7 protein-coding genes and 7 pseudogenes are annotated in these 17,026 nt (G+C 60.0%); 11 read left to right on the top strand and 3 right to left on the bottom strand.

Going from position 1 to position 17,026, the window contains the following annotated elements:
* The first annotated feature begins 11 nt into the window (after positions 1-11).
* The 3 genes and pseudogenes from N2603_RS38405 to N2603_RS38395 all read left to right on the top strand — a co-directional run.
* The gene (locus tag N2603_RS38405; protein WP_260386259.1) at positions 12-908 is read left to right on the top strand and encodes an enoyl-CoA hydratase/isomerase family protein; all 897 of its coding nucleotides are present in this window, start codon (positions 12-14) and stop codon (positions 906-908) included.
* A gap of 342 nt (positions 909-1,250) precedes the next feature.
* Positions 1,251-2,270, top strand: a pseudogene (locus N2603_RS38400) (IS110 family RNA-guided transposase).
* Positions 2,271-2,514: 244 nt separating this feature from the next.
* A pseudogene (locus N2603_RS38395) lies at positions 2,515-2,991 on the top strand (DDE-type integrase/transposase/recombinase); the annotation flags it as partial.
* Between the two features lie 259 nt (positions 2,992-3,250).
* Here N2603_RS38395 and N2603_RS38390 read toward each other — a convergent pair.
* A pseudogene (locus N2603_RS38390) lies at positions 3,251-4,100 on the bottom strand (IS110 family RNA-guided transposase).
* Positions 4,101-4,179: 79 nt separating this feature from the next.
* Between N2603_RS38390 and N2603_RS38385 the strand changes: the two are divergent.
* The 3 genes and pseudogenes from N2603_RS38385 to N2603_RS38375 all read left to right on the top strand — a co-directional run.
* Positions 4,180-4,448: pseudogene (locus tag N2603_RS38385) on the top strand (integrase core domain-containing protein); the annotation flags it as partial.
* 907 nt (positions 4,449-5,355) lie between these two features.
* Entirely contained in the window at positions 5,356-5,490 is a 135-nt protein-coding gene (locus tag N2603_RS45045) for a hypothetical protein (RefSeq protein WP_425248949.1), read from the top strand.
* 195 nt (positions 5,491-5,685) lie between these two features.
* A complete protein-coding gene (locus N2603_RS38375) occupies positions 5,686-6,045 on the top strand; it encodes a hypothetical protein (protein ID WP_260424452.1) in 360 nt (119 codons plus the stop codon).
* A gap of 68 nt (positions 6,046-6,113) precedes the next feature.
* Here N2603_RS38375 and N2603_RS38370 read toward each other — a convergent pair.
* Positions 6,114-7,675 (bottom strand): annotated as a pseudogene (locus tag N2603_RS38370) (ISNCY family transposase).
* A 115-nt stretch (positions 7,676-7,790) separates the two neighbouring features.
* Here N2603_RS38370 and N2603_RS38365 point away from each other — a divergent pair.
* Positions 7,791-8,176: pseudogene (locus tag N2603_RS38365) on the top strand (IS5/IS1182 family transposase); the annotation flags it as partial.
* 641 nt (positions 8,177-8,817) lie between these two features.
* The gene (locus N2603_RS38360) at positions 8,818-11,286 is read left to right on the top strand and encodes a CaiB/BaiF CoA-transferase family protein (protein ID WP_260386258.1); all 2,469 of its coding nucleotides are present in this window, start codon (positions 8,818-8,820) and stop codon (positions 11,284-11,286) included.
* Between the two features lie 479 nt (positions 11,287-11,765).
* Here the strand turns inward: N2603_RS38360 and N2603_RS38355 are convergent.
* Positions 11,766-12,327: pseudogene (locus N2603_RS38355) on the bottom strand (IS3 family transposase); the annotation flags it as partial.
* A 552-nt stretch (positions 12,328-12,879) separates the two neighbouring features.
* Here N2603_RS38355 and N2603_RS38350 point away from each other — a divergent pair.
* From N2603_RS38350 to N2603_RS38340, 3 genes are all read left to right on the top strand, one after another.
* Positions 12,880-13,791, top strand: coding sequence for a beta-keto acid cleavage family enzyme (locus N2603_RS38350; RefSeq protein ID WP_260424358.1), 912 nt, complete (start codon positions 12,880-12,882; stop codon positions 13,789-13,791).
* Positions 13,730-15,274 (top strand): 3-hydroxyacyl-CoA dehydrogenase NAD-binding domain-containing protein, encoded by a 1,545-nt coding sequence (locus N2603_RS38345; RefSeq protein ID WP_311740786.1) that lies wholly within the window; start codon positions 13,730-13,732, stop codon positions 15,272-15,274. Before N2603_RS38350 ends, N2603_RS38345 begins: the two co-directional genes overlap by 62 nt.
* An 88-nt stretch (positions 15,275-15,362) precedes the next feature.
* On the top strand, positions 15,363-16,634 hold the full coding sequence (locus N2603_RS38340; protein WP_260386257.1) for a Coenzyme F420 hydrogenase/dehydrogenase, beta subunit C-terminal domain: 1,272 nt from the start codon (positions 15,363-15,365) through the stop codon (positions 16,632-16,634).
* Positions 16,635-17,026 lie beyond the last annotated feature (392 nt).

Genomic DNA, 17,026 nt, shown 5'->3' with positions numbered 1-17,026 from the left:
GAGGCATTTTCATGGCGTACAGCACCATTCTCTACGAAGCGGACGATCGTGTCGCGTGGATCACTTTGAATCGCCCAGATAAGAACAATGCGTTTTCCATCGAGCTCTGCAACGAATTCCAAGATGCGCTCGGGATCGCCGAGCGGGATCCGGACGTGCGTGTCGTCGTAGTTAAGGGAGCGGGTGGTCGGGCATTCTCTAGTGGCTTCGATATGAGCCAAGATAAATCAGAGTTCGGCCCCAAAGAATCTGGTGATTGGGGTTTTGATGAACTGAGCAGGTACTTCGACCACGGCGTCAAATTCATGCGTTCCGTGTTCCACTTCTCCAAGCCGGTTGTCGCGATGATCAGCGGCTATTGCCTAGCCGGCGGCTTGGACTTGGCCATGTGGAGTGATGTTCGCTACTGCTCTGATGATTCGCGCTTCGGTGCGATCGAGGCCCGGTTTGCAATCGGCGACACGGAAGTGCCGATGATGTCGCACTTGATCGGCCAGCGTTGTCGTGAGCTGGTCTACACAGGAGATATGTTCGGCGCGCAGGAGGCGTACCGGCTCGGTATCGTAAACCGTATTTTCGCCAAAGATCGCCTTGAGGAAGAGGTCACGCGTATCGCGAAGCGCATGTCTCGGGTTGCATTGCCAACGTTGGTATGGAGTAAGAAGGCACTCAACAACACACTCTTCGCGGCCGGATTGGAGTCTGCTCTACGATACAGCTTCGCCGCTGACCTTATCATTAACAAGTCGGATTCCGAGTTCAGGCGCTTTCGTGAGTTGCTACGCACTGAGGGTGCGAAGGCGGCATTCCAGTGGCGTGATTCGATCTTCGCGCCGTTCGAATCCGAGACATCGTGGGCCCGCACGGCATCCAAACAGCCGGCTAAGCCTAAGGATGGAAAAGGCTGATTTTCATTCAGCCCGGATGCGTCTTAACCAGCGCGGGACCAATGGCCGTGCCGCGCCCATTCCGGACTTCCCCATCCGTCCTCACGTTCGCCGGGAGGTCAGGTTCCAGGACGAGATGTGTGATAGCGTACCGTCACGAGAGATCTCGAACGTCCTCGGTGACCCTGCCCCACGGGCTTAATCCAGTTTGAAGTTCGCTCTGGCCCACATAACGACCAGAGCATGAAGCGCAGCCGCTTTTCGGAAGAGATGGGGTATTCGGTCCCGATCGCCTGACCTATTTGCTGCGCGGCACGTTTTGACTGACGATCATGGACCAACTCTATCCGAAGGAGAAACGTCATGATCTACGTCGGCCCCGATGTTTCGCTGAATTCCGTTGCGGTATGTGCGGTGGACGAGACCGGAAAGCTTATCCGGGAGGGAACGACGTTGGCGGACGCGCCATCGATTGTGCAGTACCTCGAACCATGGGCTGGTCAAGTTGAACGGGTGGGCCTTGAGGCAGGACCGACGTCAGAATGGCTGACCGCAAATCTAATCGAACTGGGGCTGCCGGCCGTCAGTTTAGAAGCCCGCCAAGTTAAGGCGGCGCTTTCGGCCATGCCGGTGAAGACCGATCGGAATGACGCCCGTGGGATCGCGCAGGTGGTGAGAACGGGATGGTTCAAGCCTGTTCACGTCAAGAGCATCGGCAGCCAAAGGGCGCGGACGCTGGCCGCGGCTCGCAAGCATATCATCCGCTCCATCGCTGCCACAGAGCAAGTCATCCGCGGACTTCTGCGTCCGCTCGGTCTCAAAGTCGGAATCGTCTCGCGGACTCTGTTCGCGACGCGAGTTCGTGAGTTGGTCGGCGATGACGCCTTGCTGGAGGCGATCATGAATCCACTGCTTGCCGGACGCGAAGCGCTGATGCGGGAGTACGCCCGACTGCATCGTCTGGTTCTGAAGGCCGTGCGCAGTGACCCGGCTTGTCGGCTCTTGATGACGATGCCAGGGATTGGCCCGGTCTCTGCGTTGACCTTCCGCTCCACTGTGGACGATCCCAGGCGCTTCCTGCATTCCCAATCTGTCGGCGCCTATCTCGGGTTGACGCCCCGGCGATACCAATCTGGCGACGTTGATCGGGTGGGACGGATCACAAAAGTCGGAGATGGAGAGACGCGCACAGCCCTGTTCGAAGCTGCCAACGTCGTTCTCAGGCCATCAACCCGATGGTCTCCGATGAAGGCCTGAGCGGTGCGTGTTGCCCACCGGCAAGGAAGCAAGCGTGCGAAGGTCGCGCTGGCCAGAAAGATGGCTGTCGTCCTTCACCGAATGTGGGTTGATGGAACCGAATTCCGATGGACGGCGGTGGCGTAAGGACGCCATCGTCATCCCAAGAGACGCCCGTCGCGGGGCGTGGGGATGGTCGAGTTCGTATGATCTGTCGTGGCGTCCGCCTCCAGGTCGGATGACTACGCCGAAGAGCTTGAACCGACCATTCAACCGAATCCCATCGTGTGGCGGCTTTGCCGACCACGAACAGAAGCAAGGTACCCGCGGCACGCGCTCTTAAGGGATTGACAGAAGCAGACCGAATACAGAAGCAGATCATCGGGATTTAATGAGCATGGAGCGCCGCCGCTTCGGCTATCGGCGCCGGAGGGCTATGTGATCAACCACAAGAAGTTGTTCCGGCTCTACCGGGAAGAGAGGCTTGCGGTGCGCCGTCGTGGCGGTCGCAAGCGGGCGATCGGGACCCGGGCGCCGATGACAATGGCGATGGTGCCGAACGACCGCTGGTCGCTCGACTCGTGTCGGATCAGCTCACTGACGGCCGCCGCTTCCGTATCCTGACCGTGGTCAATGATTGCACCCGCGAGTGCCTGGCGCTAGTGGTCGATACCTCGCTTTCCGGTACCCGGGTCGGGGGGAGCTGGACCGACTGGTCATGGAGCGCGGCAAGCCGAAGATGGTGGTCAGCGATAACGGCAGCAAGCTCACCAGCAACGCCATCCTGACGTGGGCCGATCAGAGCCGTGTCGCGTGGCACTGCATCGCCCCGGGCAAGCCCATGCAGAATGCCTTCATCGAGAGCTTCATGTATAGACGGCCCCGCGGATGCAAGAGATTTCAGCACCACCTTTGGCTACCGGTCGGGTGCGTTCATGTATACGGCCTGTTAGTGCGACCGATGCCATGACCGCTGGTCCTGATGGAGATCGCGGATCGAGGCCTCATCAAGGGGTCGCACTTGTTGCGCTTAGGGGTCTTCGGGCTTGCTCGATCCCCAGCTCCGCCGGTGTCCATCATGCTGTTATTTGCTCGCACACCATAAAGCGGCCAACATACGCGGAAAGTCAGGCGGTGATCTTACCCCGATAGAATTCCCCGGTCGTCATCATCGCCCAGACGATCCGGGCCAGCTTGTTGGCAACCGCGATGGCGACGACCATGGGCCGACGCCGTTCGAGCAGGGCTTCGATCCAGCTGCCTCCAACCCGGGAGCGTGCCTTTGGGTACCGAACGACGTTACGTGCTCCGATGACAAGCAAGTACCTGAGATAGGAATCGCCCTGTTTCGCAATCCGGCCGAGCCGATCCTTCCCGCCCGTCGAATTCTGCTTAGGCGTCAGGCCAAGCCAGGCCGCGAGCTCCCGCCCGGAGCGGAACATTATGGCGTCCGGTACGGTCGCGGCGAGAGCCGTGGCCGTTATGGGACCGATCCCGGGAATAGAAGAAAGCAACTTCGCCATCCGATTTACTCGCTGAATCTGGGCTAGCTCGCGCTCGATGGCCTCGACCTGCCGGTCCAATTCCTTCAGTTGGTTCACAAGGACGGCTAGTGCGATGCGGGCGTGGGCTGGTAGCGTCAGTTCCTCGTCATCCCACAAGTCCCCCAGACCATCTACCTGTTGCCGGCAGATCGCGGCCGCGTCAGCGGCGTCATTCCTGGCTCCTCTTCGTACGTACGGTTTGACATAGGCTGGCGGAATCAATCTCACATCGTGTCCGAACCGCCGAATCTCCCGCGCCCAGTGGTGAGCAGTCGCACAGGCCTCGATGCCGACCAGACAAGGTGCGAGCGAGGAGAAGAACGACAGGATCTCGCCTCTCCGGAGGCGTTGGCGACACTTGGCCTTGGCCATCAACTGCATGGACGTGAAATACGTGCTTCGAAATATCCAACCCAATTGTCGCGGTTTCCATGGTGAATTGCTCCTGTTAGCGGGTTCGTCCATCGCCAGTATATCGCCGGCGCCGAGGGGGCGGGGCCGTCTTCCCCATCAACGGCCGGCTGCGGGACGAACTGTTGAACGAGACGCTATTCACTCGCTGGCCCAGGCCCGCCTTGCGCTCGAATGCTGGCGGGTCGACTACAACGACGCACGACCACACTCGCAGCTCGGGTGGAAGACGCCCTCCGAGTTCGCCTTCACCTGCCATCCGCGCCGGGATCTCGCGCTGCGCTATGCCGAGGGCTCCGCGCCAGCTCCCGTCGCTAGCACCGCCCAACCGGGCAAATCCAACAGCCGGGGCGAACTCAGGACTGGATAAAACTTGGGGGCAAGGTCAGGGCTCTCGTCTCTCGGTCGCAACGATCGAGAGCGAATGCGACGTGAAAATATTCGGCATAATCGCAGCTATCGCAAACCCCTCCAAACACCACGGACAATCGAGCGCCCCGCTTGCGACTTACTGTCATAACACCTCTCATCTTGTTCATGCGCTCGACGCTGAAGCATGAGACCGTCGGCGCGCATGACGCGATACATGTGCTTTCGGTCAACTCGGAGTGTGCCCCGCAGCGGCAGCGTCTTGCGCGCAAATCGGCCAGACGCGCGTCTGTAAGAGAGTATATGACAAACCATCACTCAACGGCTGCAGGTGCCTCTGCGCTTCGGGAGCGCAGAGGCCCACTGCACCCGCTAAGGGACATTCGAGCGCGAGCGTCGCAAACCGCTTTCATCGATAATCGTTCCTCGACGGCAACGTCCGTTTTGAGCGTCTCTTGCGACCGCGAGTGCGTCGGCAGATCGGTCGACAGAGCGAAGTGACCGAATCTGACTGTTGGTGCCATCGTTAGGTGGCGGTCACGATTCTGTCTGGTAAAGCCTTGGGAGGCGGGCAGGAGCCGGCAGACGATTTGATCGTCTGCCGGATGTTTTGGTCTTCGAACTGATGCGGATCCGATCCTTCATGGGTGGTGGCTGTATTATGGGCAGTTCTATCCAACGGAGATGTCGAGGCTGTTCACGTTACTTTGACGAACGTCTCCGAGCGTGGGCCAGGCGGAAGTACAAGTAGCTCAAAAGGCCGGCACGGAGCTTGCTGCGGCTGAACAGTATTGCGAAGCGCAATCCCCTCATTCTTCGTTTACTGGGCGCACCTTGGTCACGCAACGGTTGGGTGACAAGAGCCGGATGATGCGAGGTATCACGTCCTGTTCTGTGAGGGGGTGAGGGTGAAACTCCGTCGGCACACCCGCCTGTTGTTCTGCGGCGAAGAGCTCTTCCAGCATCGCTTGGTGGTCGATCTTTCCTCGCTGACCCGTTCGCGCCAGCACATGGCCGAGGAGAAGCTGCACGCGCTGTTGTAGGAGAGAGCCTCTCGGTCGCCGCCAACCGAGGCGTTCAAGCCGTCCGACCTCAACCGCGTCATCGTGGACACCAGTGCAACCCAAGAACGTGATGTTTCCGGCCGATGCGCGGCTTCTTAACCACGCCCGCGACATCCTGGTGCGGCTCGGCAAGGGAGCTGGCTGGCCTCAAGCTGCGTCAGTCCCTGTGCACGGGTGGGCAGCCGCGTCATCCGCGACATCAACCGCAAGATCGAGGGCTGCACCGACCTGCTTGGCGTGATTGTCCTAGGCCACATGCTGGCGCTGGCGCGACGGGTGCTTGACCAGGAACAGCACCAGCGTGGACCGAACATCTATTCGCTGCACGCCGGAAGTGGAGTGTGCCGCGCGGCAATCTGGATGGAAGCGCGTATTGCCGCATGTAGCGATGTTCCCGATGCGCCTCTTGTTGCCTCATCTATTTTGCTCCCCAGCCCTGGGAGCGACCCGGCCGCACAACCGATAGGCGTTTCGAGCGCGCCGACGTCGCGCTCGGTCCTCGACCGAGCGCTTGCAAAGCCAACAGACCGGTGATCGGGCGTGGTCAAGGCCGCAAGCCGCCGAAGGCGGTGGCGCATCGCGCCAGCCTTGAGCACGGTCGATCACCGGTCTACTTCACACGACCGTTCGTCCGTTGGCAGCGGGGGGCTTTCCGGTGATGTCACGATTATGTCGGTCTGTGCTGCGTTTACCTGGGAGCTAAACAACAGTGCGCTTGCTTGCTCGCTGCGCCACGATTTGAGACGACGTTGAAGAGTTCGGAGTACTTTGCTCGGGTACACGCCGGGGCATTCTTCCTGAAGCTTGCACAGGAGTTCGCTGCTGGTCCGCCACGGCTCGGCTTCGAACCATTCGCGCAGCTGTGGCGTAGCCTTGACGAGTGGATCAGGGCGTCGTCGCTCTCGCTTCGGCTTCACAATCGGCTTGTCGGTCGGGCGGACCGCCCCTTCCTTCCATGCGATTCGCAAGCTCAACAAAAACTGTTCGGTCGGTGGCACCGCGGTTGGATTGCTTGCTGGGGCGGCGTCTGTGACAATGGCCAACTTCATCTGCACGGCCCGGATATCGCGCAGTAGGGCGACCGGATCTAGGCGGGCATAGATTTCATTGACGTGGGCGCGGACGGCATCAGGTGTTCTTGCTTCGGCAACCAGGCGCTGATGTGGGGTCGCGGGGGCGCTATAGGTCTTGCCGACGCGCGCTCCGTCGCGTTCCTTTCGTATCAATTTGAACGATGGCTGGAAAAAGTTCACGAACAAGCGGGCCGAACGATACAGCTGAGCCAGCAAAGCAGCCGCTTCGAGCCCCTCGTATCGACGGTAACCGACCATTCGTCGGACCACCGCGCCATTCTTCTGCTCGACAAAGGCTTGATGGTTCTTGCGATAGGGGCGACAGCGCGTGAAGACGACGCCAGCCTGTTCGCAATATTCCTTCAAAGTCTCATTCATGAACACAGACTCGTTGTCGGTGTCCAGACCCAGGAGCGCAAACGGTAGCTGTTTACGAAGTTCGGTCAGAACCGTGCTCAACAACCTCTGTTCGCGCACCAGAAGTGGCGCGCATTCCGTCCAGCCGGTCGCGATGTCCGTGAGAACGAGCGTCTGGACGAAACTGCCGCGCGCCGAAGGACCGCTGTGAGCAACAAGATCCGCCTCGACGAACCCGGGCGCAGGATCTCCCCAATCCGCCGATGTACGAACAGGGATGCGCGTCGCAGGGCACTTGCTACAGAGTGACGGCGCTGCCGGCCGCTTTGTTCACGAACGCTTCGAAGCGCCCTATCGATCGTCGCCGCACTCATCAATAACGATTTAGCCCGAATCTCTGGCGCCAAGTCGATATGATCGTGCCGCTCCATCGATTCAATCAAGATCGGCAGCAGGGCCTTCAGACGCTTGCCGCACACCCGATCTGCGGCCTCCCAAAGCAGTATCAGCGCAGTTCTCTCAGCGTCTTGGTAGATCCGCTCACGATTGCGGCGCTCCGTTGTCTGGCCGTTAGGGTCGCACCGTAGCAGCCGCATCGCATGCTTCCGATGCAAGCCCGCAATCGCGACGAACTCGTCGAGAATACGGCCCTTTTCGACGCGGCTCGACATCCTGTAGCGCCGCGCCAAAGCAGACTTCAATTCCTTGCGCGTCGCCATACTCAATCGCCTCATCGTTGCCTCTGCGCTCCCTTGCCATTGGGGAGCAATTTACGTGAGGCAACAACTCAGCATTTAGGAACATTGTTGGCGACGCAATGCGCTTCCCAGCCAGATTGTCGCGCTATAGGAGTGCATTGGCAAGGGCGAGGCCCACCGGCTTACCAGTTCGGGGGCAAGGTCTCCGTCGCCACGACGCTGCCGCACGCCAAAGGCAGCTAGTTCGTCACGCATGTGAAGGCTCTGCCCGGCAGCCCCTACGATGGCCAGCTTGTTCAACAAAGGCTGTCGCGGCCACAATGCGCCACCCGACTACAAGTTCAGGGTGTTCATCTCAGGTCAGAAGGCGAGTGACGCCCAAGATCGAACGCGAGCTGAGCCGCCCCTCGGCCATCGAGCCGGTCATTCCAATCCGAACGTCGGATGGGCCGGAACTATCTCTGGCACTGCCAGGGGGATGCCACCAATAACGTCCTCGCTGCCGCCGGCTACAACTTCTGTCGCCTCGTCCGCTGGAGCTCTTCTTGCAACAAATCCTCGTCCATCCTCCGACTTCACCTCGCCCTGAGCTGAAGTGCGCATCGTACACGGGCGACTCTCCATCGAGCCCGCTACGCTCAAGAGCGCTGGGCCGCCTTTGAATGCTGATACGTCCAATTCCGTGTGCGTACTCACCAGAGTAAGTAGTGTCTCGGTCCCCTGTTAATAATGTACCATGACGCATGAGTTCGCTGTATGGGGGCGACGCAGCCCACCGCCATAGGCCAAGATCCAGCAATGACAAGCCCAGCTAATCCGTTGCACGTATCAGGTTTTCTTCAGGTAAATGCCTTGCGACCGTCGCCACGCCGTACATCTGCTCGAGCAGTTCGCAATAGTCGGAGCGAGTTTCTCATATGACGATCGTCGGAGCGCCATACGAGCGCTCCCCGCACCCATGAGTGCATCTCGGACCATCAGCCGCGGCGGGCACGGGATGAGGGTAATTCCACAGCAATGTCGGAAGCCAGACGGCTCTGATGACGGCGGTGGGCATCTGCTGGCCGTGCCGTTACTCGCGGAAATCGCAAACCACCGCGAATCGTTGCCCGACGAGCAGAGCCGCGATCGCGGTCTCGATAAGTTCGAATGTTAGGGCAGATCAAGGGAGCATTACCATGGTTGAAAAAAACGAGTGTTGCACGAAAGTGCTATCGCATTTGCGGGTCATCGAATTAGGTAGCTCGGCCGCAACTAGCTATTGCGCGCGCTTGTTTTCGGATTTCGGCGCCGATGTTCAGAAGGTCGAGCCGCCAGCGGGCGATCCACTTCGCCGGAGCGCCCCACTTACGCCCGACGGCCAGAGCGCGTGGTTCGCATTCCTAAGCTTCAATAAGTCAAGCATCATCATCGACCCAAGTAAGCCGGACGCGAGCACACGGCTGTTAGCACTGATCGAGGATTGCGATATTCTTTTAGATGGCCGCGACATTGACCGCGCGGATTGCCCTACGATTAATATCGCCGCAATCCGCAAGCGCCGCCCCGAATTGATCTACATCGAAGCGAGCTGGTTCGGCCGTGATGGCCCTTATGCAGGGTTTGCCGCAACTGATTCGACCGTTCGTGCGCTCGCCGGCCTCATCAAGCTGATTGGACCGGCCGAGGGGCCTCCGTTGCACGCACCGGATTTCCAAACGGGCATCCTAGCGGGTCTATGGGGCTTCATTGCCGCGAGTTCTTCGACGATTGCAAGAATGCAGGGTGGAACCGGGCGGTCGTGGTCGCTCAGTGTTTTCGAATCGAGCGTCGCCCTCAGCGAATATCTTATGTCTGAAGCGTCTGAGCGCGGCAACGTGATGCGTCGGATTGGCATTAACCGATTCTGGCCGGGGTCGATCGGCATCTACGAAACGAAAGAGGGGCGGCTCGGGGTTACGGTGGGAACGCCGGCACAATGGCACGCATTCTGCGATATGCTCGGCCTACCCGAATTGCGTGACGATCCGGGACTGGCCCTCGCCGAAGATCGTCTGCAGCACATGGAGCAGATCGAGCGACATTTCGTGCCGAAGTTGAAGACGCGGACAGCGCTGGACTGGTTTGCGGAGGCTCTAAGACGCAAACTCCCGGTCGTACCAGTACCCGAAATATCGAATCTGCTGCAGGATTCGGAGAAAAAGCTGCATGGCGCGATCGTGCCCATTTTATTTGGTGAAGAAAAAGCCGCTACGGTTGGCTCAGTTCAGCAGCTGACGTTGACTCCTCCGCGCCGCGGGGGGAAAGTTCCAGCGCCTGGCGAGCAACAGGTTTTCGCGAATACTCGAAGGCGCTTGCCTGGTACCGACGCGGTGTCGTCAGACTTTATCGATACCGATCGGCCGCCGTTGCATGGCATTCGGGTTATCGACTTCTCAATGGGCTGGTCAGGGCCATTGTGTACCCGCACACTAGCTGATCTCGGTGCGGACGTCATCAAAATTGAGGCCATACAATATCCGGATTGGTTTCGTGGCGTTGATCGGCGGCCGGCTTATGTCGACGGACAGATGTACGAAAAGACCACGCGATTCTGCATCATGAATCGGAACAAGCGCGGTATTACACTCGATTTGCGCCGACCGCGAGGCGTCGCTCTAGCGAAACGGCTTTTGGCGGGAGCCGACATTGTCGTCAGCAATTATTCAGCTGAAGTGCTGCCGAAGCTTGGGCTTGGTTACGACGTGCTTCGAGAGCTCAATTCTAGGCTCGTGATGATGTCAATGTCAGCATTTGGCGCAGACAGCGTATATCGAGATTGCCGGGCCTACGGTTCGACTCTGGAGCAGGGCTCGGGCTTGCCGAGCGTGATCGGGGAACCTGATGGGCCACCCGTGATGAGCCACGTCGCCTTTGGAGATGCCGTCGGCGGACTGAATGGCTGTGCTGCAGTTCTGATAGCTCTGGTTCATGCCCGCGCAACCGGGCAAGGACAATTAATTGACCTTGCCCAGATCGAATGCATGATGCCGTTTGCAGCGCCATGGATTACTGTCCAATCGATCGACTGCATGCCACCGAAAAAGTATGGCAATCGACATCCACAGTTTGTGCCGCATGGCTGCTTCCGATGTGCAGGTGAGGACAACTGGATTGTTGTAGCCGCGACGGACGAAGAGATGTGGCATAGACTTGCGCTGCTTATTGGCCGACCTGACTGGGCCGAGGACGCATCACTAAAATTAGCCGAGGGTCGCCGGGCTATTGAGCATGTGATCGAGACGGAGATCGCAGCCTGGACGCTCGCCCGCGACGCGGATCAGGCAATGACCGAGTTGCAGGGCGTGCAGGTTGCCGCCGGAGTGGCCCTGCTGCCAATTGATCTGCTCAAAGATCGGCATCTCAAGTCGCGCGCATTTCTGCAGCAACTCGAACGTGCTTTCGTAGGCTGGCATCCGCAGCCCTCGATGCCGATCCGAGAGGGCGAGCGGCCTACTGCGATCCACACTGCGGCGCCGACGCTGGGACAGCATAATAGAGAGATCCTATCAACGCTTCTCGGCCTCTCGGACGCCGAAATAGAACAATTAGCGAGAGAGGGCATCATTGGAACAGCGATGCTTTCCGAAAGGGAGCTTGCGAAAACGCAGAAGATGTTCTCACACTAGGCAATCAATCTAGGAGCTACAATTTTCTAAGCCCGTAAGCCTTGCAGATCGGCATCGGCAGATACTTAATTCACAAGGTCTCAAAGCTTTGTCCGGTCCTAGGTGCTACCTATGCTGACGATCTTTGATAGATCTCAGGACCTTCGGCTAACCTATGTTCGTTCGCTAAATTAGGTGTTGCCTGACCAGAATGTCTAGTGAAGGACTATTCGGTTCCGAAGGTCACGAACTCGATAGCAGGATGACGGCCTGTGACTGGTCAACACAACGAGGAAAGCGGTCAACGTTTGACTTCAACGCTCGTGGCAAGCAGGTCTGTGCTCTTTTCGCGGATTGCGATAAGAATTCGGAAATGCGGGCGGTAGAAACGAGCTTCAGGGCTGACGAGCTAGTCTGTCGTCCATCAAACGCTTTCAATCGCTCCTCTTTCGATTCGGCAGTGAACCGCCCCGGGTTTGCTGGAGGCGATTTGGTTTAGGTTAGGCCGCCATGGTCGTCTGTTCTAGCTTTTTTAGTAACGTTGCTCGGCTTCGGCCGACGGGATGTTGCCGATGGGCTCCAGGAGCCGCCAGTTGTTGAACCAGTCCACACTTTCAAGTATTGCGAACTCAACGGTCTCAAAGCTGCGCCATGGCCCGCGCGATGGATCATCTCGGCCTTGTATAGGCCATTGATGGTTTCGGCGAGAGCGTTGTCGTAGGAATCCCGGCGCTGCCGACGGGGGGATCCACGCCTGTTTCAGCCAAGCGCTCGGTGTACTTAATATGAGACGTATTGGCTGCCTCTGTCGCTTTCGCGCACGAGCCAGCCGCGATGGACCGGCCGTCAATCGTGCAGTGCCTGCTCCAGCGCATCGGGCACGAAGCCCGCGTGCGCCGTGCGCGAGACCAGCCAGCCCACGATCCTGCGGGCGTAGGCATCGATGAAAGGCAACGTAGACGAAGCAGGTCCAGGTCGCGACATAAGTGAAATCGGAGAGCCAGATGGCATTCGGTCGTGGCGCCTTGAACTGGCGTTGACGTGATCCAGCGGGCATGGCGTGACGGGTGTTCCCCGGCGCGATCCAGAACCATCCCAACCGCTCGAGTCCGGACTCGGGTGAAAACTTGTTCGTCGTCTTGCTTGTCATGACTCCGTCCGCCACCAGCACGAAACGCATGATGCCCGACGATGCACTGATGTGGAACGCGTCGGCCACATCTCAGGGCGCGTCATCGTCAAGCAGCGTTTGAGCTCGACGCTAAGCGCGACCGGCCTCACACGAGGCGCGATCTTGTCACGCCAGCCGTGTCCGGTTGATGACGACGATGTCGGAAGTCCGATAAGCAGCAGCGTCATCAGAAGCCGTGCATCGGATTCTGCGAGTGGCACACCGTTTGCTGGATGAGGACTGCTGCAGCAAACGCGTTCGTCGGGGTGCCGTGTCGCCAGGAGTTCCCAATGAGACCTGCTCCAGTTCATCGCGATCATGCGTTGACCTCTTTATGCGCGTTACCGCAGAAGCGAAAAGCGATGAGCATCACGAGATAAAAGTTATCGCCGGGCTGCCGGTCGAGGAGAGGGTCAAGCGTTTAGCGAGAGGAGATGGTGAAGATGATTTCTGATGTGTTCGTCACTTGTGCAGTCACAGGCGGTGGGGAAGTGAAGCAGGCGAATGTACCTATAACTCCCGAGCAGATCGCGGACTCGGCGATCGAGGCGACGCGGGCGGGCGCGGCGGTGGTGCACATCCACGTACGTGACCCAAAAACTCGGCGTGGCTCGCGGGATCCGGCGCTGTATCGGGAAGTCGTGCAACGCATTCGGAAGTCGGATGTGAATCCGGTGCTCAACCTGACCGCGGGGACGGGCGGTGGCCTCACGCTGGGCGGAGTGGACTCTCCGCTACCGCCGGATCCGGCAGGGACGAACATGCTGGGCGCGCTGGAGCGCTTGGTGCATGTGGAAGAGTTGCGCCCGGAGATCTGTACCCTGGACTGCGGGACGATGAACTGGGGTTCCCGCAGTGACCTCATCATGGCCAACACCTCAGCGATGCTGTGCGCGATGGCCGCGCGCGTGCAGGAGCTCGGGGTGCGGCCTGAGCTTGAGGTGTTCGATACCGGGCATCTGGTGATGGTGCACGATTTAATCAAAGAGGGGCTGATCGACGGTCCGCCTCTAATCCAGCTTTGCATGGGGCTTCGCTACGGGGCGCCGGACGATTTGACGACGCTCATGGCGCTCGTGCACCGGCTGCCGCCGCGCGCCATCTACTCGGCCTTCTCGATCGGGCGGATGCAGCTTCCGTATGCGGCGATGGCGCCGCTGGTCGGCGCGAATGTGCGGGTGGGGTTAGAGGATAATCTATATCTCTCGCGCGGGCAGCTGGCGACCAACGCCGAGCTCGTGCAGCGGGCCGTGGAAATTCTCCAGCGGATCGGGGTGCGGGTGATGAGTCCAGATGAGGTCCGCGAGAAGCTCGCGCTCAAAGTTCATGCCCGCGAGGTCAAAGTTCATGTCTGAGAGCTCAAAGTCCATGTGTGAGAGGTGCCCGCAGGCGGTCGGCTTGCTAGGGGGCGGGGTCATCGGCGGCGGGTGGGCCGCACGTTTTGTCCTCAATGGGATCGATGTGCGGTTATATGGCCCGTCGTCTGGTGCGGTGGAGCGCGTCCAGAAGATGCTTGCCAATGCCCGCCGGACTTATCAGCGGCTGACGCAGGTCCCTCTGCCGGCGGAGGGGGCGCTGATCGTGGTGGACTCGGTCGCGGACGCGGTGCGCGGCGTAGAGCTCGTGCAGGAGTCTGCGCCTGAGCGGCTGGAGCTCAAGCAGCAGCTGCTCGCTGACGCGAGCCGCGCCGCGGCACCTGAGACCCTGATTTGCTCGTCTACCTCGGGGCTTCGGCCGTCCTTGCTGCAGGCCGGGATAGATCACCCCGAGCGCTTGCTTGTCGCGCACCCCTTCAATCCGGTGCACCTGCTCCCGCTGGTCGAATTGTGCGCCGGGCAGCGCACGGCGCACGAAGCGCTTGCGCGGGCAGCCGAGATCTACCGAGCGGTGGGGATGCACCCGCTCATCGTGCGCAAAGAGGTGGACGGCTTCATCGCGAACCGCCTTCAGGAGGCGATCTGGCGAGAGGCCCTGTGGCTGGTGCACGAGGATGTAGCGACGATGCAGGAGGTTGATGAGGCAATCCGATACTCCTTCGGGTTGCGCCGAGCTGTCATCGGCCCGTTCCGCATCGTGGGTGATGGAATCGGTATTCGGCGCTTTCTGGAAAAATGGGGATCCGTGCTCAACTCGCCATGGACGAAGTCTACCGACGCGCCCGAACTGTCAGGCGCGTTCCTGAGCAAGCTCGTCGAGCAGGCAGATGCGCAGACTAAAGCCGACAACCTGACGATTGCTGAGCTCGAACAGAAGCGGGATGACTGCCTCACAGCCGTGCTGCAGGCACTACGGGCTGAGGGGTTCGGTGCGGGCGAGACGCTCGCGCGCTGGGAACAAAGGCTCCGCGATCGCCTTACGCGGCCCGCTGACGGTTCCGGGCCACTGCGGACGCCGGTACTGGAGATGCACTCTGACTGGCTCGATCACAACGGCCACATCTCAGAGTGGCGCTACCTCCAGCTCTTCAGCAACGCCACCGAGACCCTCCTCAGTTACATCGGTGTCGACAGCGAGTACCGCTCAAAGAGCGGCAGTTACTACACTGTCCAGACGAACCTATCCTATCTCCGCGAACTATACGCCGGGGACCGGATTGAGGTGCTCACCCACATTCTCGGCGCCGACGATAAGCGCCTTCATATCTTTCACGTGGTCACGCGCGAAAGTGACGAAGGGCGGGTGGCCACATGCGAGCAGATGCTGCTTCACGTCGACGCCGTCGCCCGACGCAGCCGACCGGTGCAGGGGAAGGTGCGCGAGCGCATGCTGGAGCTGGCCCGGCTGCACGCGGAGCTGTCTCGTCCCGAGCCCGCCGGCACGAGCATCGGGCTGCGCTGAACGCGAACTCGCCGGTGGCACGTGATGCCCGGCAAGCCAACCCCTCGAATCACGCTGCTCACTGCGCGCAGGACTGGAGAACTCCCCAATGGCCCGTAAGCAGTTGCGCAGCAAGCGAACGTTCTTCGCCGCGCCCGCCCGTGACGTCGAGGATGTAGTGGGCAGCGGGCTGTGCACGGGCTGTGGCCTGTGCGCGAGCATAGTCGGCTCTGCGATATCGATGGGCATCAATATCGAAGGCAACATGCGGCCTCTCGTCCGAGGTGAAGTCGCTGCCGGTAAGAACGAGCAGATCATGGCCGTTTGCCCGGGCGTGTCGATCCACGGGCCCGGCAGACCCCAACGGGTCCCCATCCATCCGGTGTGGGGCCCCATGCGTGAAATACACAGGTCCTGGTCCAGCGAGCCGATCGTCCGTCAGAAGGGGGCCGCAGGCGGCACGTTGACGGCCCTAGGTCGATATCTCCTTACGAGTGGCCGGGTCCATGCCGTACTGCACGTCCGTGCCGACGATCGACAGCCCTGGCTGACGATATCCACGATCTCGAGGACGCCGGACGAAGTACTGCGCGCCGCTCAGTCTCGCTACGGACCATCGTCGCCTCTCGTCAATGTGCACCGGCTGCTCGACGAAGGCAAACGTTTCGCGGTGATCGGAAAACCTTGCGACACCTCGGCTGTTCGTGCTCTCGGAAGTATCGACCCGCGGGTCGAACGGCTGATCCCCTACATGTTGACCAACTTCTGTGGTGGCGTTCACTCTGCTCACGTCGCCAAGGCCGTAATGCGTCACCACGGCGTCGACGAGCTGGATGTCGTTTTGTACCGATACCGTGGGGAAGGGTGGCCCGGCCCCCTGCGTGTGCAGACACGCGACGGAACCATTTACGACCTGCCCTATCCAGGGGCTTGGCACATGGGTAAATTCCGCTACGAACTTCCTTTTCGCTGCAAGATCTGCCCCGATGGAGTAGGCGAAGTCGCGGATATTTCCGTGCCCGATGGCTGGATCCTTCAGAACGGAAAGCCTGTTTACGGCGAAGCGCCCGGAACCAATGTGGCCGTCGTTCGCACGCCAGCCGGCGAAGAGTTGCTCCATCGGGCCGTCGACGCAGGATATCTGGAGCTAGCGCCGGTTTCGGTCGAGGAGATCGAACAGATGCATATTAACCATCACAGGAAAGCGGCCGCGTCAGTCGCTTTGTTCGCTCTCCGGCTCATGGGCCAAAGGACGATCAGGGCTTTGGGCTACCGTACTAAGGACGGCCTTAAGCGTGCCGGCTTGCGCGGCATTTTCCAGGAATTCGCAGGAACGGTTAGGCGTGTGCTCGCCGGTGAGAACCGGGAGCACTTAATTTAATCGTCAGCGTTTTGAAAGCCAATCCTGCGATTGCGAACTCACGTCAGCGCGAAGTCGGGATCATCATGTGCTGGATGGCGGAGGCCCATGACATTGCAACGGCGCCTTAGCATTGGTCGAGCGCGCTGGCGGCTGGCAGGCAATGACTTCGCCGAGTTCAGCGGGCGTCGCGCAAGGGCGCACATTTTCGCGGTTCATGGCTTTACAGAGGTCAGATACGCCCATGCAGATGGCGCTTGCCGCGACCGAATGCTGCGAGTGTTTTCGTCGATGGCCTCTGTGCTGACGAACGGGCCACGACTTCTGGTGCCTTGCTGTTCGATTTGGCGTAAAAGTCGTTAATCTTGGCGACAGCCACGGGGCTGCCAAAACTTCGCATCGCCAAGTTTGGC

It is taken from the genome of Bradyrhizobium huanghuaihaiense (genome assembly GCF_025200885.1).
GTDB lineage: Bacteria > Pseudomonadota > Alphaproteobacteria > Rhizobiales > Xanthobacteraceae > Bradyrhizobium > Bradyrhizobium huanghuaihaiense.
This window is presented reverse-complemented; position numbering and strand designations above follow the sequence as displayed.